The organism is Streptomyces triculaminicus, from assembly GCF_017349075.1.
GTDB lineage: Bacteria > Actinomycetota > Actinomycetes > Streptomycetales > Streptomycetaceae > Streptomyces > Streptomyces triculaminicus.
Window position 1 is genome coordinate 750,667 of the sequence record NZ_JAFMOF010000002.1, and the last position, 24,492, is coordinate 775,158.

General features: G+C 71.3%; 11 protein-coding genes and 2 pseudogenes. 7 read left to right on the forward strand and 6 right to left on the reverse strand.

Going from position 1 to position 24,492, the window contains the following annotated elements:
• Window positions 1-74 precede the first annotated feature (74 nt).
• Together J1792_RS34005 and J1792_RS13470 are read left to right on the forward strand one after the other, a co-directional pair.
• Window positions 75-854, forward strand: a complete 780-nt coding sequence (locus tag J1792_RS34005) for a heavy metal transporter CzcB (RefSeq protein ID WP_242645901.1) — start codon at window positions 75-77, stop codon at window positions 852-854.
• The gene (locus J1792_RS13470) at window positions 851-1,435 is read left to right on the forward strand and encodes a flavoprotein (RefSeq protein ID WP_242705093.1); all 585 of its coding nucleotides are present in this window, start codon (window positions 851-853) and stop codon (window positions 1,433-1,435) included. Before J1792_RS34005 ends, J1792_RS13470 begins: the two co-directional genes overlap by 4 nt.
• Window positions 1,436-2,157: 722 nt before the next feature.
• Here the strand turns inward: J1792_RS13470 and J1792_RS13475 are convergent.
• From J1792_RS13475 to J1792_RS13485, 3 genes are all read right to left on the reverse strand, one after another.
• Window positions 2,158-13,074, reverse strand: a complete 10,917-nt coding sequence (locus J1792_RS13475; protein ID WP_207247320.1) for a LamG-like jellyroll fold domain-containing protein — start codon at window positions 13,072-13,074, stop codon at window positions 2,158-2,160.
• Between the two features lie 245 nt (window positions 13,075-13,319).
• Window positions 13,320-13,829 (reverse strand): type 1 periplasmic-binding domain-containing protein, encoded by a 510-nt coding sequence (locus tag J1792_RS13480; protein ID WP_207247321.1) that lies wholly within the window; start codon window positions 13,827-13,829, stop codon window positions 13,320-13,322.
• A gap of 139 nt (window positions 13,830-13,968) precedes the next feature.
• A complete protein-coding gene (locus J1792_RS13485) occupies window positions 13,969-14,655 on the reverse strand; it encodes an NAD(P)-dependent oxidoreductase (protein WP_207247322.1) in 687 nt (228 codons plus the stop codon).
• Window positions 14,656-14,752: 97 nt separating this feature from the next.
• On the opposite strand from J1792_RS13485, the gene J1792_RS13490 reads away from it, so the two are divergent.
• Window positions 14,753-15,466, forward strand: coding sequence for a TetR/AcrR family transcriptional regulator (locus J1792_RS13490; RefSeq protein WP_307842972.1), 714 nt, complete (start codon window positions 14,753-14,755; stop codon window positions 15,464-15,466).
• Window positions 15,467-15,575: 109 nt separating this feature from the next.
• A pseudogene (locus J1792_RS13495) lies at window positions 15,576-16,844 on the forward strand (DUF6986 family protein); the annotation flags it as partial.
• Window positions 16,845-16,855: 11 nt separating this feature from the next.
• On the opposite strand, the gene J1792_RS13500 reads toward J1792_RS13495, so the two are convergent.
• Window positions 16,856-17,845, reverse strand: a complete 990-nt coding sequence (locus tag J1792_RS13500; RefSeq protein WP_242646114.1) for a LacI family DNA-binding transcriptional regulator — start codon at window positions 17,843-17,845, stop codon at window positions 16,856-16,858.
• A gap of 293 nt (window positions 17,846-18,138) precedes the next feature.
• Between J1792_RS13500 and J1792_RS13505 the strand changes: the two genes are divergently transcribed.
• Together J1792_RS13505 and J1792_RS13510 are read left to right on the forward strand one after the other, a co-directional pair.
• Window positions 18,139-19,104 (forward strand): ROK family protein, encoded by a 966-nt coding sequence (locus J1792_RS13505; RefSeq protein WP_086569798.1) that lies wholly within the window; start codon window positions 18,139-18,141, stop codon window positions 19,102-19,104.
• Window positions 19,105-19,308: 204 nt separating this feature from the next.
• Window positions 19,309-20,348, forward strand: a pseudogene (locus J1792_RS13510) (NUDIX hydrolase).
• Between the two features lie 235 nt (window positions 20,349-20,583).
• On the opposite strand, the gene J1792_RS13515 reads toward J1792_RS13510, so the two are convergent.
• A complete protein-coding gene (locus J1792_RS13515) occupies window positions 20,584-21,969 on the reverse strand; it encodes a dipeptidase (RefSeq protein ID WP_207247325.1) in 1,386 nt (461 codons plus the stop codon).
• 193 nt (window positions 21,970-22,162) lie between these two features.
• Here J1792_RS13515 and J1792_RS13520 point away from each other — a divergent pair, with 193 nt between their 5' ends.
• Window positions 22,163-23,476 (forward strand): geranylgeranyl reductase family protein, encoded by a 1,314-nt coding sequence (locus J1792_RS13520; RefSeq protein ID WP_307842973.1) that lies wholly within the window; start codon window positions 22,163-22,165, stop codon window positions 23,474-23,476.
• 87 nt (window positions 23,477-23,563) lie between these two features.
• On the opposite strand, the gene J1792_RS13525 is transcribed toward J1792_RS13520, so the two are convergent.
• On the reverse strand, window positions 23,564-24,481 hold the full coding sequence (locus J1792_RS13525) for a DUF2797 domain-containing protein (RefSeq protein WP_207247327.1): 918 nt from the start codon (window positions 24,479-24,481) through the stop codon (window positions 23,564-23,566).
• Window positions 24,482-24,492 lie beyond the last annotated feature (11 nt).

Sequence of the window (24,492 nt, forward strand, 5' to 3'; positions counted from 1 at the left end):
TTTCGGCGAAGAGACAAATTCAACGCTGCGACTACATGGGGTTGTCGCAGCGTCTACCGGGTCTCCTCGCACAGTTGGAGCCCGGCAGCAGACGAGGGCATGAACAGCAACTGGTCAACAGGATCGCGGTGGATGCCTACCACACTGCGGCATCACTGCTGTTGAAGAGTGGTGACGCACCTTCGGCCTGGATCTCGGCCGAACGCTCCATGGCAGCGGCCCGGCGAGTCGGAGACCCGGCAGCGATTGCTACGGCGTCACGCATTCTGACCCATGCGGTGGCGGCGGTCGGACACTGTCGTCAGGGCGTCGGAGTGGCTGTGCGAGGAGCGGACGAGGTGTCCGCGGCGGTAAACAGCTCCCAGCCTGACATGGTCGCGGTCTTCGGAGCATTGCTGCTGCGGGGCGCCTGGGCCGCCTCTGCCGCGAACGACAGGGATACGGCCTCGGCTCTCCTGGATGAGGCAGAACGCGCGGCAGCCCTGATGGAGGAGTCCAATCGCCGGTGGACTGCGTTCGGGCCGAACAACGTCCTTCTTCACAAGCTCACCATCGCCCTGACCTTGGGAGATGCCGGTAAGGCACTGGTGGAAGCGCGGAGGGTGAAGGTGAGGACATTGGCCGTGGCGGAGCGACGAGCCGTCTTCTGGACGGATGTAGCGCGCGCCCTTCACGCATGTGGGAGAACTCAGAAGGCCACGGCTGCGCTGCTGGCCGCGGAGCGGGAGGCACCGCAGGAGGTACGGTCTCGTCGCGTGGTCCGAGAGCTGATCGGCGAATTGCTGACGCGCGACCGAAGGGGACAAGCACCCTTGCTTCGGCCGCTGGCGTCGCGAGCAGGGATCCCGCTGTGACGGATACCCGAGTGCTCTACCTCATCGTCTGCGCTGCTGGACCCGCCTGCGATGCGGTGCGGTTGGTAACGGCTGCGAGGGATCGCGGCTGGGACGTCTGCGTCATCGCTACTCCAGCGGCCGTGGCGGGCGATTTCATCGATATCCCAGCCTTGGAGGCGGCTTCCGGGCGCCCGGTGCGGAGCGGCTGGCGCCGTGCGGGTGAGCAGAAGCGTAATCCTCCGGCAGATGCTGTCATCGTTGCGCCGATGACCATGAACACGGCCAACAAGTGGGCCGCCGGCATCGCCGACACCTACGCCCTGGGCGTCGTGGCAGAGGCCGTCGGGCTCGGGATCCCCGTGGTCGCGCTGCCCTTCTGGTCGACAGCTCTCGATACGCACCCGGCGACGCAACGGTCCTTGGAAGTGCTGCGAGGTACAGGAATCCGTGTGCTCTACGGCGACAGTGAGTGGAGGCCCCACGCCCCGGGCACAGGCGATGAACAATTGTTGATGTACCCGTGGCACCTGGCTATGAACGCGGCGGAGGCAGGTACAAATAAAAGCGAGCGAAACACTAATGTATTTCGCAGAGGCTGACCAGACCGCAGTAACGTGATTGAGTTCTGACCGCTCGGCTCATCGAATCACCGCCGCGGCCCCAAATGGGCGGCTGGCATCGCCGAAACCTACGCCCTGGGGGTCATCATGGAGGCCGTGGGGCTCGGGATACCGGTGGGGCGCTGCCGTTCTGGTCGACGACGCTTGATGGACACCCGGCGACAGGGCGCTCCGTGGAGGTGCTGCGGAGTACGGGGATCCAGGTGCTCTGCGGCGAAGGTGAGTGGACACCTCACCTCCCGGATACGGGTGGCAGACAACTTTGCACGTACCCTTGGCGCCTCGCTCTGGACACTATGGAGCAGGCTCCGGCTGAGAACCACTGAGTCACCGGAGAGTCCCCGTATGCAGCTGTAGCAACACGGAAGCCTCGTCGAAGCAATTGCTCCGACGAGGCTTCCCCACGTCTCAACGAGAGATGTTAACCAACCGGATCGAGCTCCGCGCCCTCAGCAACCGACTCCGACTCGAGAAAGAACCTGAGGTCCTTCTCTCGCTCAGGCCACTCGAAGGTCTGGGAGAGCTCCGGCCACATGTCTGGGGTCAGCTCCCAACGGCCAATATCACCGTCAGAGCCGCCCAAATCGAAAAGAGAACGGGCAACGGCCAGCTGCTTGCGGTTGGAAAGAATACGGCACTTCACGGCGCCGTCCTGACCGTACCCCACAAGAACGTAGCGTACCCCGCTTACCCTTACCATCCTATTTCTTCTCTCTCCTGCTGTTTCTACTGATCCACCTGATGTGGTCCAACGGGCTCTCGGCATTTGGATGCGGAGCACCCAAGCCTCCCTCTCGAAGTACGGACATGCAGTAGGTCAGGCAGTCATTCTGGTACATGACGTACGGGTTACCGGTCGATCCCAGTTCCTCTTGGTACCGCATCGCACCAGCCGCATCAGGAAGATCGAAGACACGAGTCTCCGTCGGCTGCTTGGATCCGCCACGAACCTTGATGATGGTGTCGGTTTCCGTCTTGTTCGGCACGAGATGGGTGTGGGAAGCGGAGCTTCCGTCCGTGACCTCGATGCTGAAGTGAGTGTCGTTGCCAGTGCCGTACCGATTAAGTCGCGCCGTGCCAGGTGTGCAGTTATGCACCAGAACCGACGTGTCTCCGGCCAGCACATAGTACGTGTGCAGTCCGTCGACCGTGAGGTCGTACGTGACGGCGTCCGCGTGGTACAGCCGGACCGTCTTGACCTCGACGTTGCCCGTCTCCGTCTGGAGAAGGTCGCCCTCGTGGAGGTCCTTGGCCTCGGCGAAGGAGGACTGCGTCTGGTCGTAGAAGGGGTGGTGGTAGGTGGTGGTGATGGTCGACGGGGAAGCCGGCGATGCGGTGGCCGTGGTCGGGGTCAGGACTGCCGCGGCTGCGGCCACGGCGGCGACACCGGCTGCGGCCTTCTTCAGGACTCGGGATCCCAGGCCACCGGTCTTGGTGGTCGGGGCGACCGTGACGTCCACGAAGTCGCGGTCGGTACGGGTGACGATGACCTTGTCGACCTTGTGGGTCTCCGTGGTCCCCGGCTTGCCCGGAACCGCGTTCTTGACCTGGTCGCCCGCCTTGATCTCGTCGATTCGCTTGGACGAGCCGTCGGCCATGGCCACACGGGTCTCACCGGTGAAGCTGTGCGGCCTCGGTGGGCAGGACGGCCCCGCCTCCGCCTCGGCGCGTCCGGCGCTCAGACGGCCCTTGGCTCGAGCCGCCGCTGCGAAGCCGACCGTGCCTACCGCACCGCCCACCGCACCTTCCGCCGCACCGCTGGCCGCTGCCCTGCCCGCACCCGACCAGGAGCAGCCCGCCCCGCTGTGGGAGCAACTGATGCCGTATTCCGTGGCACCGACCGAGCCGCCCGATATGCCGCCTACCGCAGCACCTTCAAGGGTGCTGGAGACGACCTTCGGCAGGATGCCGCCGAGCGCCGACTCCGCGAGCTTGCCGCCGAGTGCGCCGCCGAGTGCGCCGCCGAGTGCGCCGCCTGCGGCGCCCATGCCGACCGCGCCCGCGAAGGCGGTCACCGAGCAGGCGCCGGACTGGCCGGACATGCACTTCGCGCCCTGACTGATGGCTCCGCCGACCGCGCCGGCCAGTGCGCCACAACCCGCCGCGCCCACGATGGGGCCGATGCCCGTGGGGGCAAGCGCTGCCTCGCAGCCGGCGAAGACGACAGCCGAAGCCGCGAACGAGGCGATGGCCGCGGCGTGGTTCTTGACGAAGACCGCAGCGGTATTAACTGCCTTGGCGGTCGCGTGGTAAGCGGTCTTCACCGCTTGGACGGTGTGGTGGTACGCGTGGCTCACCACGTGTTTCGTCACGTGATAGGCGTGACTCGCGGTGCGTCTGACGTAGCGGTAGCCGTCGTGGACCGCCCGGCTCACCCGGGACACCTGCCGGTGCACGTAGCGCGACGCCGCGTGGTAGGTGTGCTTCACGTAGGACGAGGCGCGGTGGTACGAGCTGGAGACCCAGCTCGAGGCGTGCTCGTAGGCGCTGGTCGCCCAGGACGACACGGTGCTGGTGACGCTGCTCGTCCAGGACGAGAAGCTGTTCCAGCCGCTCGAGACGGCGGACGTCGTGCTGCTCCAGGCGCTGGACGCCTTCTTCTTGAGGTTGCCCCACCAGCCGTGGCCGGAGGGGTCGGTGCCCTTGAGGGGGTTGTCGTCGACGTATGCGAACGGGTTGGCGGTGACCGAGTTCGGGACCGGGTCGAAGGCCATCGTGTCGCGGTTCATGAACTGGCCGGTGGACGGGTTGTACCAGCGGGCGGCCATGTTGACCTTGCCCGAGGCGTTGTCCGTCCAGCCCGACTGGTAGCCGAGCCGGCCCAGCGGGGCGCCGGTCGTGCCCGTGGGGTTGCCCAGCGGGTCGTAGCCGACCGAGCCGCTCAGTTCCGTGCCCGCCGCCGTGAAGTTGCCGATCACGTCGTCGTGCTGGTCGGTCAGGGCGAGGACACCGCCGGCGGACGCGCCGGGCGTGCCGATGCCGATCAGGCCGCCGTCGGGGGTCCAGGTGTAGGTGTTGCCGCCGTCCGAGGCCACGGTGTTGCCGGTACCGGTGTAGGCGAAGGAGACCTTGGCCGCGTTCGCGCCGGTGGCGGTGACGACCCGGCCGAGGGCGTCGGTGACGTATGTCTGGGTGCCCTGGGTGAGCTGCTGGTCGAAGGCGTCCGAGGCGAAGGCGGTCGGCGTGCCGGTGGCCGTCGACTGCTGGGTCATGGTGCCCCGGGCGCTGTACCGGTAGGTGTTGGCTCCGTCGCTGGTGAGCTGGTCGCGGGCGTCGTACGTGTACACGTTGGAGCCGACCCGGACGCGGTTGCCCGAGTCGTCGTAGCCGTACGCGGTCGTGGTGGTGCCGTTGTTCCAGGAGGTGAGGCGGTCGGCCCAGTCGTAGGTGTAGGTGTTGTTCGACGGGCCGGCCAGGCCGTTGGCGGTCTTGCTGGTGAGGTTGCCGTTGGTGTCGTAGCCGTAGCCGATGGAGGCGACGGTGTTGCCCGCGGCGGTCTTGAGGGTGTCGTCGGTCAGCCGGTGCAGCTTGTCGTAGCCGAACCTGCGGACGTTGCCGTCCTTGTCGCCCTGCGCGTACTGGATGCGGGTCGGCTTGGAGAGGGCGTCGTAGGTGTAGGTGAGCCGGCTTCCGGTGACCGGGTCGGTCAGGGTGGACAGGCGGCCGGCGTTGTCGTAGCCGTAGCCGGTGGTGCCGGCGGCGTCGCTGCGGGCCGTGACCAGGCCGTCGCCGTTGTAGGCGAAGGAGCTGGAGCCGGAGGTTCCGGCAGCGGTCAGCAGCAGGCCCCGGTCGTTGTAGGTGAAGGTGTTGGACGTCGCCGGGACGGCGGCGCTCCCGGTGAGGGCGCTGGTCGCGGCGGAGGTCATGCGGCCCTCGGCGTCGTAGCCGAAGCTACGGGTCGCCGTGCCGATCTCGGCACCGCTGCCGGACTGCGTCGTCAGGTTGCCCAGGGCGTCGTACTCGGAGGTGACCTTCACCCCGCCGGGCGCGGTCTGCGTCACCGGACGGCCGGCCGCGTCGTAGGACGTGGTGAACGTCGAGTCGGCGGCGCTGGTGTAGCTGTAGGTGGACGTCGACACCGACGGCTCGACGACCGACTCGGGCAGGTTCCAGGAGTTGAACGTGTAGTAGCGGGCGTTGCCGCGGCCGTTGGTGAAACGGGTGCGGTGTCCGGCCGCGTCGTAGCCGAAGCCGGTCGTGATCGAGTGGGTCGCGTCGACCGGCTGGACCTGGCCGGTGACCTGGCCGAGCGCGTCGCGCGTGAAGGTGCTGGTGTGCTGGTTGGCGTCCGTGGAGGACAGCAGCTGACCGGCGGCGCTGTAGGTCGCCGACCGCGTCGAGAGCACCGTCTTCTTGTCGGTGTCCAGCGACTGCGTCCGGACCGGGTTGCCCAGCTGGTCGTAGGTGACGGTGTTCCACGTGCCGTCGGGCAGGCCGACGGCCGTCTTCTGGCCCTTCAGGTCGTAGGTGTTCTGCGTGGTGTTGCCCGCGGCGTCGGTGACCTGCGTGATCTCACCGACACGGTTGTAGCCGTAGCTGGTGCTCACACCGTTCTGCGAGGTGGTGGAGGCCAGGAAGGCGCCGCCCGGGTTGCTCGCGGAAGCCGCGTAGGAGTGGGTGGTCGTCGACGTGGTCGTGCTGGGGAAGCGCTCCAGGGCCGTCGTGGTGAGCTTGCGGCCCATGAAGTCGTACGTCGCCTGCGTCTGCGCGCCGGACGGTGACGTCACCGTCAGAGCCTCGCCGTTGGCGTCGTACACGGTGCGGGTGACGCCCTTGTTGGCGTCGGTGACCTGTGTGACGTCGCCGAGCTGGTCGTAGACGTAGCCGGTGGTGTGCTTCAGCGGGTCCGTGATCAGCGTGACGTTGCCGAGCGCGTCGTACGTCCAGTTGGTCGTGGCACCGGTGATGGGCGTGGCGGCGCCGGGCGGCGTGTAGCCGGGCAGGGTCTGGGCGGACTTGCGGCCCTCGGCGTCGTACGACGTGGTGACGGTGTTGCCGTTGGGGTCCTGCGTCTCCGTCTGGTCGCCGAAGGTGTCGTAGCCGGCCGTGGTGGTCGGGTGCACCAGGGCCGGCGCCCCGCCGTTGATCTCCGCGTTGACCGCCGGAGCGACGGTGACGGTCTGGTGACCGGCCTCGTCGTGGGCGTAGCTGGTGACGTTGCCGTCGGGGTCGGTCATGCTCACCGGCAGGCCCCGCTTGTCCAGCTTCCAGCTCGTCGTCGCCTGGTCGCTGGACGCCGTGGTGCCGCCGGAGCGGTCGGCGCCGTACAGACGGGTGACCTCGTCGCCGGACAGGGCGCGGGGATAGGCCTGGACGTTGTCGATCGCGCCGTTGACCTGGTTGTACAGGCCGCCGCCGGTGGTGTGGAGGGCGCCGAAGGTCGTCTGACCGGGGGCGTTCCAGGGGCTGGAGTTGGTCGCCGTGCCGGCCTGCCGGCCGTTGACGTAGAGCTTCATCGCGCCGGTGTCCGAGTCGAACGTCGCGGCGAGATGCGTCCAGGCTCCGGCGGCCGCGCTGCCGGCCGGCACGAAAGCGGCCGGGTAGGCGGCGGTGGGGCCGTCGTTGGTGCTGGTCGCGAAGGCCCAGGCCTTGGTGGCGGCGCTGTAGCCGAGGTAGAGGGACTGGTGATTGGCCCCGCCCTGACCGACAAAGGTCTGGTCGTTGGAGGTCTGGCTGTTCAGCTTGACCCAGGCGGAGACGGAGTACGACGACGCGGTGTTGAGCGCGGGACCGTTGGTGCCGATCACGCTGCTGCTGCCGTTGAGCGAGGCCGCTCCGTCGTTCCAGGCGACGTTCGTGGCGACGGCCGTGTTGCCGGTGCCGGAGGCGTCGGTGACCGTGCTGCCGGACGTCTGGTTCAGCTGCCACCATCCGGTCGGGCGGCCGACGCCGTCCTGCCGTATGGAGCGACCGGTCAGATTGCCCATCGGGTCATAGGTGGAGCTGGTGGTGTGGACGGTGTCGCCGCCGTCGCTCAGGGTGCTGGTGGCGACCCGGTCGTCGGGCGTGTACGACACCGTGGTCGTGCGGTTGACGCCGGTCGGATCGACTGTCGTCGCGGTCACGCGGTCGGCGGCGTCGACGGCGGATTTGGTCACCGTGGCGCCGTTGTTGGTGGCCTGCTCGATGAGGTTGCCGGCCGCGTCGTAGGTGTTGGCCTGCTGGACGAAGGTGTTCTTCCCCGCCGCGTCGGACTTGGCGATCGTCGCGGTGAGGTCGTTGTCGGTGTAGGTGTACGCGGTGGTGTTGCCCATCGCGTCGGTGATGGACTGCAGCCGCCCTGCCGGGTCGTAGGCGCGGGAGGACTGGACGAGGTCCTTCGCCGGCGAGGGGTTGGCCGGGTCACCCGTGTAGCCCTTGAGGGTCTGGGTGAGCAGGTGCCCGTTCGCGTCGTAGGCGTAGGCGAGGGTGGTGCCCAGCGCGTCGCGCTCGGTGGCCTTGTTGCCGTAGGCGTCGTAGGTGAAGGACGTGGTCGCCTTCGTCGCGTCGGTGTTCGTCTCCAGTTGGTTGTACTGGTTGTACGTGGAGGAGACGGTGCGCGGCGCGTCGCCGCCGGAGAGGTCGGCGACGGTCTGCGAGGTGACCAGTCCGTCCGCGTCGTAGACCGTGCTGGTCCTCGCCTGGTGGACGGCACCGGTGACGCGGTTGGTCACCGACGGATCGGTCTGCTCGACGACCTGCGACTCGGCGTCGTACTTGTACTGCGTGACCAGGCCGTCGGGGAAGGTGTCGGAGACGACCTTCTTGGTGACCGGCCGGCCGAGGTTGTCGTAGCCGAAGCTGGTGACCATCCCGTTGGGGTCGGTGGTGGAGGCGACGTCGCCGTTCTTGAAATAGCTGATCGTCGTCGTGGCACCGCCCGGCGAGACCGTCCTGTACGGCAGGCCCTTGGGCGCGTAGCCACCGTCGGCCGCCGCGATCGACGTGCCGTCGGTGTAGGCGACGGTGGTGCTCCGGCCCTTGGGCGAGCCCGGCACGGCCGGGGTCGTCACACCGGTCTTGTTGCCCGCCGCGTCATAGGAGAACGACGTCAGATACGTGTCGTCCGTCGCGGAGGACGAACGGCCGTCGCGCACGGTGGCCGGCAGGTCGTTCTGCGGGTTCGGCGTCAGCTGAGCGCTGGTGTCGTCCGGCAGGTACGTCATGTACGTCGTCGAACAGGCCTGCGCCGCCTGGTTCTGGCACGTGGTCCGGGCGACCTCGTTGCCGCGCACGTCATGGCCTGTGGTGACGACGTTGCCGTTGGGGTCGGTGACCGTGTGCTGGAAGCCGGCGGTGTCGTAGCCGTAGGTGGTCTTGGAGCCACGGCCGTCGATCTGTGCGACGGTGCGGTTGCCGTTCCACAGGTCGTACTGATACGTGACCGTCTTCGTCCCGGGGTCGGTGACCTTGACGACCTTCAGCGGGGACAGCCCGCTCGCGTTGCGCCCGGCGGACCAGTGGGCGGCGGCGTCGCCGCCGCTGAGCTCGGTCCGGTAGAAGGCGGCTTCCGCGATCGAGCCGGGGAAGTAGCCGAGGGCGTTGGTGGGACGGGCGGGCCAGCCGTTGGACTCACCGGCACCGATGTAGTTGTACCCGGCGGCCGAGCCCTTGAGCGCGGCCGTGGTGGAGCCGACCTGGACGCCGTCGAGGTACAGGTGCTGCCCCTTGCCGGATCCGGTCAGCAGGGTGTGGTGCCACTTGCCGTCGTTGACCTGCGCGGACGAGGTCATGCCACCGGAGACGCCGTTGGTGTCCCAGAACTTGCCGTGCAGCTTGCCGTCGGTACCGACGTAGAGCGCCGGCGTCCAGTCGCCGGCGGTCGGGTTCGGGCCGTTGACGGCAGCGCTCGACTGGCTGAACAGGACGCCGCCCGCGGTGTTCCCCTGCGGGGACCTGAACCACAACTCCACCGAGTTCGGTCCGGCCTGCACCTGCTGGCTCTCGGGCAGCCGGACGAACGAGGACGACCCGTTGAAGGCCGCGCCGGTGGAGTCGGTGAAGGGGCCCTCGGAGCCGAGCGTGACATTCGCGTAGGTCGCGGCGCCGGAGTTCACCTCATTGGTCGCCTGTCCGGCACCGGCCGAGTCGCCGAGCCGGTAGTAGGCGGCCGGGGCGGAACCGAGGACGGAGGAGCGGTAGACCTCGCTGGAGCCCTGCACCGTGGGCGCGCCCATGGCCCAGGTGCCGCCGTTGGAATCGGTCAGCCGTGTGACGTCCGCGGTGACGGGGTCGTAGGAGACCGAGGCGAAGGTCTTGCCCGAGGGACGCACGACCGAGCTCAGCAGTCCGGCCTGCCTGGTGGCGGCGCGGTACAGGTCGGTGACCTCGGGCTGGCCCAGCGGCTTCCCGTAGAAGGAGACGTTGGACAGGGAGCCCTTGAAGTAGCTGCCGTAGAACGTCGTCGAGTTGGGGTGCGGCTGGTCGGGCCAGGTCCAGCCGAGGTAGCCGGTGCCCAGGTAGACGTTGCGGGACAGCCAGGGCTGGGCGTTGCCGCTGTCGCCGATGGACTGGCGGCCGGGGGCCGTGCCGACCTTGTTGCCGTCCAGCCACATGGTCTGCGCGGTCCAGGAACCGGCCAGGACGACGTGGTGCCACTTGCCGTCGGTGACCGACGCCGAGGTGGTGATGGGCTTGGTCTGCGTGTCGTACCAGAACAGACCGTTGAGCTTGCCGGAGCCGCCGACGTAGAGCATCGGCATGAAGTTCCCCACCGTAAGGGTGTCCTTCACCGGCTTGTCGGAGGAGGAGAAGAGCACTCCGGCCGTGTTCGACGTGGTCTTGAACCACAGCGAGACGGACTGGGACGACGAGGCGTACAGCCCCAGGTTCGGCAGCTTGACGGACGAGGACGTGCCGTTGAACTCGGCCGCGGTCATGCCGCTGCCGGCCAGCGGTCCGGGCGCTCCGAGGGTGACGTTGCTGTAGGTGGCGTTGTCACCGCCGGCCTGGGAGAGGACGGCGCTGGCGGCCGTGGTTCCGGAGGTCTCGGCGAGCGGCCAGTACGACGTGGGGCCCTGGTCGAGGACCTGGTTGTGGTACTGGGAACCCGGGTTGTAGCCGTAGCGGGCGCAGCCGGTGGTGTCGACCGGTGAGCAGACCTGGGTCAGCTGGTCGCCGGTGTAGGAGTACGTCCAGGTGGCCGCGGTCTCCGGCTTGCCGGCGGTGGCGGGGTCGGTGACCACGGTCGCGACGTGCGCGGCGGTCGCGCCCGACGGCGTGGACCAGGTCAGGTTCAGGGACCGGCCGGAGACGGCCGAGGACATGGTCGTGATGCGGCCGGAGGACCAGACGAACTTCTGGGCGCGGCCGTTGGCGTCGGTGACGGACGTCAGACCGTACGCGCCCGAGCCGAGAGACTGGGTGAAGGCGTAGACCGTGGCGCTCTTGTCGGTGAGGGTGTAGCCGCCGCCGGAGACGGGCGCGAAGGTGGCGAAACGTCCCTGCGGTGGGGAGAACGAGCCGTCCGGGTTCTTGCCGTAGCCGACGGCTGATCCGTCGGGGTAGGTCACCTGGACGCTGGTCACCGCGCCGGAGGAGTCGTACTGCTCGGCTGCCCTGGAGTCGAAGATGCTCGACCAGCCCGCGCCGAAGGCGCCGGTGACCCGGGGGTCACGGGAGTTGTAGTCGCGGGTGACCGTCAGGGACGGACCGGGGGCCGAGACGTTGGCGTCGGTGGCCGAGGTGGTGTAGTTGCCGATGGCCGGGCTGTAGCCGTTGCCGTCCGTGTTCTGGGACAGGCTCGCGGTCACCGGTGGTTGTGGCACCTGCGTGGTCATCAGCTGCCAGTTCGGGCCCGCCGAGTAGTTGGTGCCGTCGAAGGACTGCACTTCCCAGTAGTAGGGCTTGCCCCATTTCAGCTTGCCGGCCGGCACGGTGTAGGAGTTGGAGGTGGTCAGGCCCGAGTCGGCGAGCTTGTTGCCGTCGGTGTCGTAGACCTGGAAGTTGAACTTCGGCAGACTGCCGAGGTTGGGGTCGGTGGAGCCGACCGCCGTCAGCTGCGGGGTCAGGGTGTTCACCGGGGCGTTGTTCGCCGGCGTCGTCCGGTGGATCTGGGGCAGGGTGGCCCCGGTGTAAGTGATCTGCAGCCAGGGGTAGGCGTCGATGTTGTTCATCGACCCGAACTGCTTCCAGTGCAGGTTGTCCGAGGTGGAGGCGTAGACGGCCAGGCCGTAGTCGTTGGTGGCCCCGGAGGCCGAGGCCCAGTTGTTGAAGACGCCCGTCGACAGCGGCACCGTCAGCCGGTCGCCCTTGGCCAGGTCCCCCTTGGTGTTGCCGCAGCTGTTGGGGACGTTCGGCGTCAGGTTGCCGATCGAGGAACCGTAGGACGGACCGGGCCAGCTGGTGACCTGCTGTGGCGTCCATGCCTTGGTGACCGGCGCGACGTCGAAGCGCTGCGGAGTGCAGGTGGAGGACCAGATGGCGAACAGGCTCAGCTGGGCCGAAGAGACCGTGACCCGGGAGTTGTCCAGGCCCAGGTTGGGGAACTGGAGGTACGACACCGCGGAGTGCGGACCCGAGTCGTATGAACCGACCTTCATGGTCAGTTCCATCGAGTGGTCACCGGGCTCGCCGGACTCCGCGAAGGTGGTGATGGGGCTCTCGTTGTTGACCGACGGGTCGACCACGACGGGGAAGACGCGCTTCTTGTCGTGCAGCCAGGAGGCGTCCAGCGTCATGCGCAGCGCCGTCTTGCCGCCGGACTGCACCAGGCGGTAGGTGACCGCGTGGGTGGTGGCGTGGTCGCCGGAGGCGCGGTCCACGTGGGAGTCGTAGGCGTAGGCGGGCGGGATGACCACCGAGGCCTTGCCCTTGGCGTCCAGCAGCTGGACGGAGCCGTTCTTGGTGAGGACGGGCCGCAGGCCATCGGCCTGAAGCGGGAACGTCCACTCGTTGCCGGCCTTGGCCGAGCGCAGGACCAGCGCCTCCTTCAGGCCGATGGGGCCCGAGTGGAGGTCGAGGTCGGTGTCCGGCAGGACGTTGCGGTAGTGGGCCGTGGATCCGGAGACCTCCGGCTCGACCGCCGCCGCGCCCTGCAGACCGTAGGCCAGCGCGTGCTTGCCGTCGGACGCGACGCGGGCCAGCGCGGAGTCCGTGGCGCGGGGGGCGAAGTCGACCGCGATGGAGTTCGCGCCCTGGTGCAGACGGCCGTCGGAACCCTTGCGCACCGTGGTGTCGATGCGCTGCCAGTCGCCCCGGTCGTCCCGGTAGTTGACCGGTGCCGGCGTGAGGTTACGGGTGTAGGACCCGTCCTCGTTCTGGTAGTAGTCGGAAGTGGCCGTGGACTTCGAGGCGACGCGCTTGCTGGTCCTGGCGTTGAAGCCCAGCCCGCCCTTGCTCGGGCCCTTGGCCACCTTGCGCGCGTAGGGCTCGTGGGCCGGCAGCTCGCCCTTGCCGTGCTGCGGCTTGGTGCCGGCGCCGCGGCCGGCGCGGGTCGAGGCCGCCGAGGCGTTGTGGCCACGGTCGGCGGCACTGCCGGACGCCTGCTGCGGCGTACGGCCCCAGTGCGGGGCCTTGCGGCCGGTCAACAGGGAGGTCAGTCCGGACAGACCGGACTGGGACAGCGGCTCGAGCCGCGCTCCCATGGCTACGGCCTGTTCGGAAATCAAAATCGTGGCGAGGGCCGTGAGAACGGCCATCGCCACGGTACGGAACAGACCCGGATGTCTGTGTCTCCACCGGCCTGGCCGGTGGAGAACTCGGGGACGCATGAAAATCGACTCCAGTGAAGATCAACTGCAAAACAGCTGACTTTCACTCATAAGGGTGGTTTCGCACCAGAGTCATGATCATGATCTTAAGATTTCTTTACTTCACGATACCCGAGGTGACCTGCGAAAATGTGCGACCGCACAGGGTTCGAGACAGGGTCCGAGCCGATCGGTCACCCCTTCGGTTCGCCCTGAACCGCCTCCTTCACCACCCGCGCGGCGGCGGCCCGGGTGCCTTCCGTCCGCGGAATCACCGTCACATTGCCCTCGGTCCTGCCGTCCCCGACGACCGCGAACCGCGTCTTCGGCGTCCGTCCGGCGACGTCGCGCGTCGCCGCCACCGGGGTTCCGCCCACCGCGATCACGACGTCGCACCGCCGCTGGACGAGGGTGTTCACATAGGGCACGGCGTTCGCCACGTTGTCCGGACCGAACACCGGGAGGTTCATCACCTTCGCCTTGGTGGCGAGGGAGGCGTCCTCCATCCCGGCCCAGACCGGGGCCGCCTCACGCCCCGTCACCCCCTGCGCGTCGGTCAGCAGGCAGGCGCTGTGGGCGCTGTACTGGCGGGCCCTGGGCGCGGGATCCCCGTCGTCGTCCCCGCTCAGCACGACGGCCGCGATCACCCCGCCCACCAGCACCACTGTTCCGGCCCCGGCGGCCAGCCATGACTTGCGACGCATCGCGCGTTCCTCTCCGTGGGACCGGGCCCGCTGCCCGGTCGTCGAACCGCGCGAGCATAGGCACAAAGGGGGCCATTCACGCCACGTCCCCCGTACGCGGCCGCGTACGGGGGTCCCGGAGTGCGCGCCTGACGGCAGGTCAGTAGCCCGCGGTGAAGCGGCGTCGGACGTGCCGAGGGGTCTCGATCTCGTCGAGCACGGCCACGGCGAGGTCCTGGGTGGAGATGTCGCCCGCTCCCTCCACGGGCGGCAGTACCTGGTCGCCGCCCACGCGGTAGCGGCCCGTGCGTTCGCCGGGCTCGATGCGACCGGCCGACGGGCTCAGGTACGTCCAGTTCCGGTCCGACAGCCGGCACAGGTCCAGTACCTCGGCGTGGGCGAGCGCGACCGCGCGGTAGGCGGCGGGAACGTGCAGAACATCCGTCAGGATGCGGGCGAAGCCCTCCTCGTCGTCCAGGACGCGTACGCCCGGCGCCGACTCCAGGCTGCCACCGCCGCCGATCACGACCAGCCGGGTGGCGGGGTGGAGCTCCAGCGCCTTCAGCAGCGCGCGGGCGGTGTCCGGCAGGACGTGGGCGTGCGTGATCTGGTCGGGGATGTCGCCCCCCGGGGCGATGGCGTTGACCATGACGTCCAGCCCGGCGACGGCCCGTGCCGCCCCCTCGACGTCGCCCGCGTCCGCGACCCGCCATGTCGCGCCGCCCCCCTGTGCCGGAACGCGCGCCGGATCCCGCGTGAGGGCGGTGACCCGGTGGCCGCGACGCAGCCCCTCCGCCACGACCGCCCGGCCGATGAGCCCGGTGGCGCCGAGAACCCCGATGTCCATGGAAAATCCCCTCCCGCATACACGGCGTGCATTCACTACACGCCGTTCAGTTTTTCTACGCCAGATAGTAACTCCGTGCCGTAAAGTGTCAACGGTGGTGAACGAGACGCTGAATCGCCGGGAACGACTGCGGGCCGAGACGGCCCGGGAGATCAGGACGATCGCGCTGAAGCTGATGGGCGAGGGCGGTCCGGACGCCATCACCCTGCGGGCGATCGCGCGGGAGATGGGCATGACGGCGGGGGCCATCTACGGCTACTACGCCACCCGCGACGACCTCATCACCACGCTCATCGGCGAGGTGTACACCGGCCTCGTCGACGCCGTGGAGGCGGCCCGCGACGCCCGGCCGGCCGACGACGCGGCAGGCCGCCTGCTGGCGTGGGCCGAGGCGCTGCGGACCTGGGCGCTCGCCAACCCCCAGGGCTTCCGCCTCGTCTACGGCGACGCGGTCCCCGGCTACCGGCCGCCGGAAGGCGGTCCCGCCGCCACGGCGCGCGGACGTGCCTGCGCCGGGCTGGTCGGTCTGATCGCCGACGCGTGGCCGCACGCCCGCCCCGCCCGCCGCCAGGCCTCCTACGGGTGGCCCGACTTCGGCGAGGAACTGGGCGCCCGCATCCGGGCCGAGCATCCCGGCCTGCCGCCCGCGGCGGTCGCGGTGGCGCTGCGCGCCTGGGGGCGCATGCACGGGCTGCTGGCGCTGGAGCTCTACGGGCATCTCTCGCCCATCGCCACCGACCCCGGCGCGCTCTACCGCGACGAGATGCTGGACCTGGTCGGCTCCCTGGGGCTCGAGCCGCCGGTCGCCTGACCGTCCGTCGGGAGCGGGCCGTACGCACCGTTGACCCTCGGCTCGGGCCCGGATAGCTTCGCCGGACGGACAGTTGATTCCGTGCAGCGGAAGTGCGGAGGGGTGTCGCATGGGGCGGGAACAGGGCATCGCCACGACGTTCACCAGCGCGGTCGGCGAGCGCGTCGCGGCGTCCCTGGCGCGGGTGGACGCCGAGCTCGCGCGCCGCTACCCGGGCGATCCCGGCAGCCGCCAGCCTGTGCACACGGTCTACGTCCCGGCCGACGTCTTCGACGCCACGACCGTACGGTCCTGGGGCGACCGGGCGCTCGCCGTGCTCGACGAGCACGCGCCGGGCGCGGGGGAGTTGGCCCGCGTTCTCGGACTGCCCGGCGAGCTCGCGGATCAGGTCCACGAGCGCGTACGGGCCAAGCTCGGGCGCGAGCCGGTCGAGGATCTGCGGATCGACTTCGAGGACGGGTACGGGACGCGTCCGGACGCCGAGGAGGACACGGCGGCGGCGCGGGCGGCGAAGCTCGTCGCGGCGGCGTTCGAGGACGGGACGGCAGCGCCCTGCATGGGCATCCGCCTGAAGTGCATGGAGGCGGCCGTGCGCGAGCGAGGGATACGGACCCTCGACATCTTCCTCACCGGGCTGATGGCCGCGGGCGGTCTCCCGGACGGGCTCGTCCTCACGCTGCCCAAGGTGACCTACCCCGAGCAGGTCGCCGCGATGGCCCATCTGGCGGGGGAGTTCGAGAAGGCGCGCGGGCTGGACGCCGGGCGGATCGGATTCGAGATCCAGATCGAGACCACCCAGGCGATCCTCGGCGCCGACGGGCGGGCGACGGTCGCCCGGCTGATCGACGCCGCCGGAGGCAGGGCCACCTCCCTGCACTACGGCACCTTCGACTACAGCGCCTCCTGCGGCATCGGCGCCGCGCACCAGTCGCCCGACCACCCGGTCGCCGACCACGCCAAGGCCGTCATGCAGGTCGCCGCCGCCGGCACCGGCGTCCGCCTCTCCGACGGCTCGACCAACGTGCTGCCCGTCGGGGACACCGCACAGGTCCACGCGGCGTGGCGGCTGCACCACCGGCTCGTACGGCGGGCGCTGACGCGGGGTTACCACCAGGGCTGGGACATGCACCCCGGCCATCTGCCGACCCGCTACGCCGCCGTCTACGCCTTCCACCGCGAGGGCCTCGAGCGGAACGCGGCCCGTCTCGCCGCGTACACCGAGGGGATCGCGGGCGGCGCGGTGCTGGACGAGCCCGCCACGGCCCGGGCGCTGAGCGGAAGCCTGTTGCGCGGGCTGGACTGCGGCGCGGTGGACGCGGACGAGGTCGCCGCGCTGACGGGGCTGGGGCGTGGGGAGCTCGAGGCGCTGGCGGGGCGCGGGGGCCCGGGTCAGTCGCCGGCGGGCGGTAGTTCGCCGGAGCCGCGGACGATGAGGCGGGTCGGCAGCTCCACGCGGCGCGGCGCCTCCCCGGCGCCCTCCAGCCGGCGGAACAGCAGCTCGGCGGCCGTACGGCCCAGCCGGGCCGCGTCCTGGGCGACCACGGTGACACCGGGCGAGAGCAGGTCGGCCAGCTCCAGGTCGTCGAAGCCGACCAGCGCCACGGAACGGGGCAGGCGGGCTATGACGCGCAGGGCGGTGACGGTCACCCGGTTGTTGCCCGTGAAGAGCGCGGTGACCGGGCGCGGCCCGGCGAGCATGCGTTCGGCCTCCGCCCGTACGCGCTCGGGGGCGGTCGGGCCCAGCGACACCCAGTTCTCGTCCACGGGCAGCGCGGCGTCCGCCATCGCGGCGCGGTAGCCGCGCAGTCGCTCGGCGGCGGTGTGGATGCGCGGCCGGTCGCCGATGAAGCCGATGCGGCGGTGGCCGTGGGCGATGAGGTGGGCGACGCCCTCGCGGGCGCCGCCGTAGCTGTCCGAGAGCACCGCGTCGGCGTCTATGAGCCCGGCGGGGCGGTCGACGAAGACGGTGGCGACGCCCGCCGCGATCTCGGGCTCCAGGTAGCGGTGGTCGCCGCCCGCCGGGATGACGATCAGGCCGTCGACGCGGCGGGCGCAGAAGGCGAGGGCCAGCTCCCGTTCCCGTTCGGGGTCCTCGGCGCTGGAGCCGTTGATGAGCAGGGCGCCGTGGCTGCGGGCCACCTCCTCGACGGCACGGTTGAGCGGGGCGTAGAAGGGGTCGGCGAGGTCCTCGAGGACGAGGCCGACGGAGGCGGTGCGGCCCTTGCGCAGGATGCGGGCGCTGTCGTTGCGGCGGAAGCCGAGGGCGGTGATGGCCTCCTGGACGCGCCGCTCGGTGTCGGGGGTGACGCCCGGTTCGCCGTTGACCACGCGGGAGACGGTCTTGAGGCCCACGCCCGCGCGGGCGGCGACGTCCTTCATGGTGGGACGGGTGCCGTAGCGGGGCGGCGGCCCGCCGCGGGCGTGCGTGCCACCGGCGGCGGCCGGCGCGGGAGAACCGGCGGCCCGGGGAGTATCGGCGGAGATGGCCATGGACGCCCGTCCTTCGCGCAGAGAGCCGTCTGGTGCCCGCGGGTGACGTCGCACGTACGGGGACGACGTCGGGCACCTCGGAGGTGACCTCGAGCATAGAGCCTGGACAACGTTGTCAAGCAGGGCCAGACTGACCTCCCGGACCGACCCCCACCGCCCGTGGACCAGGAGACAATCGCACCGTGCGCAACGACCAGGGCGACCTCGTCGCCGCTCTCGACTTCGGCGGCACCAAGATCGCCGGGGCGCTCGTGGACGCCGGCGGGCACCTGCTCGCGCGCGCCCGGCGGCCCACCCCGGCGACGGAGGACGCGGCGACGGTCATGGACGCGGTGGCCGGCGTGCTCGCCGAGCTGGGCCGGAGCGTGCACTGGTCGCGGGTACGGGCCGTGGGCATCGGCAGTGCGGGCCCCGTCGACGCCTCGCGCGGCACCGTCAGCCCCGTCAACGTGCCCGGCTGGCGAGGGTTTCCGCTGGTCGCCGAGGTGGCCCGGGCGGTGGGCGGGCTGCCGGTGACGCTGGTCGGCGACGGGGTGGCGATGACCGCGGCCGAGCACTGGCGCGGCGCGGCCCGGGGGCGGGCCAACGCCCTGTGCATGGTGGTCTCCACGGGAGTCGGCGGAGGGCTCGTCCTCGGCGGGCGGCTGAATCCCGGGCCCACGGGCAACGCCGGCCACATCGGCCACATCAGCGTCGCCCTGGACGGCGACCCCTGTCCCTGCGGCGGCCGGGGCTGCGTGGAACGCCTCGCCAGCGGACCGAACATCACGCGCCGCGCGCTCGCCGACGGCTGGCGGCCGGAGCCCGGCGAGGAGGCGAGCGCGGCGGCCGTGGCCGCCGCCGCCCGGGCGGGCGACGCCATCGCGCTCGCCTCCTTCGCGCGCGCGGCGCAGGCGCTGGCCGCGGGCATCGCCGCGACGGCGGCGCTCGTGGAGATCGAGGTCGCGGTGATAGGCGGCGGCGTCGCACAGGCCGGAGAGGTGCTCTTCGCCCCGCTGCGCGAACGCCTGCGCGACTACGCGGCGTTGTCCTTCACCTCGGCCGTCGAGGTGCTGCCCGCGCGGCTGGGCTCCGACGCGGGGCTGGTCGGGGCGGCGGCCGCGGCGGCCGAGCGGCGGGGACTGTGGGGGCCGGGCGCGGGTAGGTGACGGGCAGGTGACAGGGCGCTGTGGCCTCCGTCACCTGCCGCGTGGCCAGTCCGTGCCCCATGCCGCTCGTACACGTTTCCGTGGCAAGGTGTTGCGGGCACGTGTTCCGGCACGTATTCCCCCGCCGCGCGCGCCGCGATCCGGGGGCTGTGTTCCGCGCCAGGTGTTCCGCAGGCCACAGGGGGCTACGGAGAAGGGGGAACCGTGATCGTCTGGCTGAACGGTGCGTTCAGTGGGGGCAAGACCAGCACGGCGAAGCTGCTGACCGAGCTCCTTCCGGGCAGCACCCTCTACGACCCCGAGGTGACGGGCGGGGCGCTGCGCCATCTGCTGCCCCCCGGGAGACTCGGCGAGGTGGGGGACTATCAGGACCTGCCCATCTGGCGTCGGATGGTCGCGGACACGGCGGCGGCGCTGCTGGCGGAGCTGGGCGGGGTGCTCGTCGTGCCGATGACGCTGTTGCGCCAGGAGTACCGGGACGAGATCTTCGGGGCGCTGGCGTCCCGCCGGATACCGGTACGGCATGTGGTGCTCACCGTCGATGAAACGATCCTGCGGGAGCGCATCGAGAACCGCGTGGAGTTCCCCGGCGACGTGGAGCGGAGCGAGTCCGTCCGGCGGTGGTCGCGGGACCACGTCGTGCCGTACCGCCGGGCGCTGGCGTCCTGGCTCGGGGACGACGCCCTCGCCGTCGACACCGCCGGCCTGACCCCGCGCCAGGTGGCCGAGCGCGTCGCCGAGGCCGTGCGCGACGGCAGCGCCGCGTTCTGCCCGATCGTCCAGACCCCCGAGCCGCGGGCCGAGACGCTCGCCGCCGGGGTGCTGCTCTTCGACGAGTACGACCGGGTGCTGCTCGTGGACCCCACGTACAAGGCCGGCTGGGAGTTCCCGGGCGGAGTGGTGGAGCCCGGCGAGGCGCCCGCCCGCGCGGGCATGCGCGAGGTCGCCGAGGAGATCGGCATCGAGCTCTCGTCCGTGCCGCGGCTGCTGGTCGTCGACTGGGAGCCGCCCAAGCCGCCCGGGTACGGGGGCTTGCGCCTGCTCTTCGACGGGGGGCGGCTGGCCGAGGCCGACGCGCGGCGGCTGCTGCTGCCCGGGGCCGAGCTGCGGGGGTGGCGGTTCGTCACCGAGGAGGAGGCGGGGGCATGTTGCCGCCGGTGCGGCTGAACCGGCTGCGGTGGGCGTTGCGGGCGCGGGAGCAGGGGCGGGCGTTGAACCTTGAGGGCGGCGTGCCGGTGGGGTGACCGGCGGGTGTGGGTGCGTCCGTCTGTGGTGCGGGTGCGGGTGCGTCCGCCTGTGCTGCGGGTGCGGGCGCGGGCCGGGAAGGGCCCTTCCGGGGCTGCGATTTCGCGGGCCTCGCCGACGTTGCCTGTGAGTGCCCCGCACCTGCCCGCGAAACCGCTTTACGCCCCTGCCAGGTCCCTCCCCGGCCCGCGCCCGCCCCCTCCCGTTCGTTCCCGGGTGCCGGTTCGCCGGTTTTTAGCGCTTGCTCGCCGCGTAGTTCGTCAGGAACAGGGCCTCGGTGAGCGTGAGGCGCTCCAGTTCCTGCGGGCTCACGCTCTCGTTGACCGCGTGGATCTGCGCCTCCGGCTCGCTCAGACCGATCAGGAGGATCTCCGTGTCCGGGTAGAGCGTGGAGAGGGTGTTGCACAGCGGGATCGAGCCGCCCATGCCCGCCGTCTGCATCTCCTCGCCGGGGTACGCGACGCGCATGGCCTCCGCCATCGACGCGTACGCCGGGCTGGCGGTGTCCGCCTGGAAGGCCTGGCCCTGGCCCACCTGCTCCAGCGCGATCCGCGCGCCCCACGGCACGTGCTTCTCCAGGTGCGCCACGAGCAGCCGCGTGGCCTGCGCCGCGTCCTGGCCCGGCGGCACGCGCAGGCTGATCAGCGCCCGCGCGCTCGCGTGGACGGACGGGGTGGCGCCGACCACCGGCGGGCAGTCGATGCCCAGGACGGTGACGGCCGGGCGCGCCCAGAGGCGGTCGGCGACGGTGCCCGAGCCGATCAGCTCGACGCCGTCGAGGACCTTGGCGTCCTCGCGGAAGTGCTCCTCGGGGTACTGCAGACCGCTCCAGCTCTCGTCCGCCGCCAGCCCGTCCACCGTCGTCGAGCCGTCCTCGGCGCGCAGCGAGTCCAGCGCGCGGATCAGGGCCGCGAGGGCGTCGGGGGCCGCGCCGCCGAACTGGCCCGAGTGCAGGTTGCCCTCGAGCGTGTCCACCTGGACGCGGACGAGGGTCATGCCGCGCAGCGTCGCGGTGACCGTGGGCAGGCCGACACGGAAGTTGCCCGCGTCGCCGATGACGATGGCGTCGGCGGTCAGCAGCTCCGGGTGGGCCTCGGCGTACCGCTCGAGGCCGCCGGTGCCCTGCTCCTCGGAGCCCTCGACGATGACCTTGACGTTGACCGGGACGCCGCCGTGGGCCTTCAGCGCGCGCAGCGCGTTCAGGTGCATGATCACGCCGCCCTTGCAGTCGGCGGCGCCGCGGCCGTACCAGCGCCCGTCGCGCTCGGTCAGCTCGAAGGGCGGGGAGATCCACGCGGCCTCGTCGAGCGTGGGCTGCACGTCGTAGTGGGCGTACAGCAGCACGGTCGGGGCGTCCGCCGGGCCGGGAAGGCAGCCGTAGACGGACTGCGTGCCGTCCGGGGTGTCGAGCAGGGCGACGTCCTCGAAGCCCTCCGCGCGCAGCGCGTCGGCCACCCACTTCGCGGCCCCCTCGCACTCGCTCTTGGGGAACTGCGCCTCGTCGGCGACGGACTTGAAGGCGACCAGTTCGGCCAGCTCGGTCCGGGCACGGGACTGCAGGGAGGCGACAGTCGTCGCGAGCGCGGCCGGATCGGGCAGGCGGCTCGAGGACGTGTCCATGGAACGCTCCTTGGGGGCGCGACGTTGTGTCCGTACAGACGTGGTGTCCGCACATACGGGCGATTGCGCACCGATCCTCCCATGGCCGGTGCGCGCGTCCCCGGGGGCCTTCCCCCGAACGGGCCGCCGGACGGTGGGCCGTAGGATGCGCACGGTAGTCGTAGCCGGTGATCAAACGGGAGTAGAAGCACAGGTGAGCAGCGACAACGCAGCCCGGGAAGCGGGCTCGGACGGCACGGCGGCGAGCGAGCCGGTGTGGGACGTCGTGGTGGTGGGCGCCGGGCCCGCGGGGGCTTCGGCCGCCCGTGCGGCGGCGGCCGCGGGCCGCCGGGTGCTGCTCCTGGAGAAGGCCGAGCTCCCGCGCTACAAGACCTGCGGCGGCGGCATCATCGGCCCCTCGCGGGACGCGCTGCCGCCCGGTTTCCAACTGCCCCTGCGGGACCGCGTGCACGCCGTCACCTTCTCGCTCGACGGCAAGCTGACGCGCACCCGCCGCTCGAAGGGGATGCTCTTCGGGCTCATCAACCGGCCGGAGTTCGACGCCGCCCTCGTCGAGTCCGCCAAGGAGGCGGGCGCCGAGGTGCGCACGGGCGTGGCCCTCTCCAAGGTCGAGCAGCACGGCCCGGCCGTGCCCGACCGGCGCACCGTGGCCGTCGTCCTCTCCGACGGCGAGACCCTCCACGCCCGCGCGGTCGTGGGCGCGGACGGCAGCGCCGGGCGCATAGGAGCACACGTCGGGGTGAAGCTCGAGCAGGTGGACCTCGGCCTGGAGGTCGAGATCCCGGTGCCGGCGACGGTCGCCGAGGACTGGGCCGGCCGGGTGCACATCGACTGGGGCCCGATTCCGGGCAGTTACGGATGGGTCTTCCCCAAGGGCGACACCCTGACCGTCGGCGTGATCTCGGCGCGCGGCGAGGGCGCGGGCACCAAGCGCTATCTGGAGGACTTCATCGCCCGGCTGGGGCTGGCGGGCTTCGAGCCCAGCATCTCCTCGGGCCACCTGACCCGCTGCCGGACCGACGACTCGCCGCTCTCGCGCGGCCGGGTCATCGTCTGCGGCGACGCGGCCGGGCTGCTGGAGCCGTGGACCCGCGAGGGCATCTCCTTCGCCCTGCGCTCGGGTCGGCTCGCGGGTGAGTGGGCCGTGCGCATCGCCGAGGCGCAGGACGCCGTCGACGCCCGCCGCCAGGCGCTGAACTACGCCTTCGCCATCAAGGCCGGCCTGGGCGTGGAGATGGGCGTCGGCCGCCGCATGCTCACCCTCTTCGAGCGCCGCCCGGGCCTCGTCCACGCCGCCCTCACCGGCTTCCGCCCGGCGTGGCGCGCGTTCGCGCGCGTCGTGCGCGGCACGACCACGCTCGCCGAGATCGTACGGACGCACCCGCTGGCGCGGCGGACGCTGTCGGCGATGGACCGGGCTGACCGGACCCGCGAGCGGGAGGGGCGGGGCGGGAAGGGCCCTGGCAGGGGCGTCAGGGTTATTTGCGGCGAATGTCCGGCCGGCTGACCCGGTTGGGCCGGGCCGTAAATAATCCAGCCCCAGAAGGGCCCTTCCCGCCCCGCCCCCGCCCCCAATACAGCCGCGGGGCGTACGTCAGAACAGCGCGTCCGGCTCGGCCGGGCGCGCAGCGGTCCGTATCGACGCCGTCGTCGTCGCGTCCGGGGCCGCCGCCGTGAGTGCCCAGCCGGCCAGGTGCCGGGCGTCCAGCAGCAGCTGACCGCCCGGCGTGTCCACGTACACGTCGGGCCCGGCCACCGCCGCCACGCGGCCCGCCACCGTGCGGCCCGGGGCGAGTGCGACGGTGCCGGGGGACGGGCGGACGCGGCCGAGGTGGAACGCCGCGTCGTGGTGGACCGGCGCGAAGTCCCGTACCGCCAGGGACTCGGGGAGCCCCGGGAGCCCCAGCGCCCGCTCGTGCAGCTCCGCCAGCTCGGCCGCGCGGTCCGCCGGCGGGGCCGCCGGGTGTCGGGCGGCGCGCTTGGCCGCGTAGGGGAAGCGGTCCGGCACCGCGAGGGCGGCGCCGAGCACCGCCTCGGACCGGCGGGCGGCCATCAGGGGGCCGCGGCCGAGCAGGGCGTAGGAGAGCGCGGCCTGCTCGAGCAGGCGCGCGCCGTTCCGCTCGGCGGCCGTGATGCCGACCTTGATCAGACCGGGCGCGAACCAGGCGAGGTAGACGTCGTACGGGCGGGGGTCGTCGGCGATGGTGTCGGCCGCCACCGAACGGGACCGGTCGAGCCGGGCGCACTGCGGGCACTGCGCCGAGACCGCGGTCTCCGGCACCGCGGCCGCGTCCGGGCACGGCGTGTGCCGCCCGCCCCTGCGCACGCCGACGCAGTGCCGCCCGTCGCCCGTGGTGAACGCAAGCGGCCGCCCGGGCGGCAGCGGCGACAGGCGCTCCCCGTGCGCGGGATGCCGCCACACCAGCGCCGGCTCCGGGGCCGCGCCGGCCGTGCTCCAGCGCAGCCCGGCGCAGCGCCACCCGGCGCGGCTCCCGCCTTCCGTGTCCGCCATGCCCCCCATGG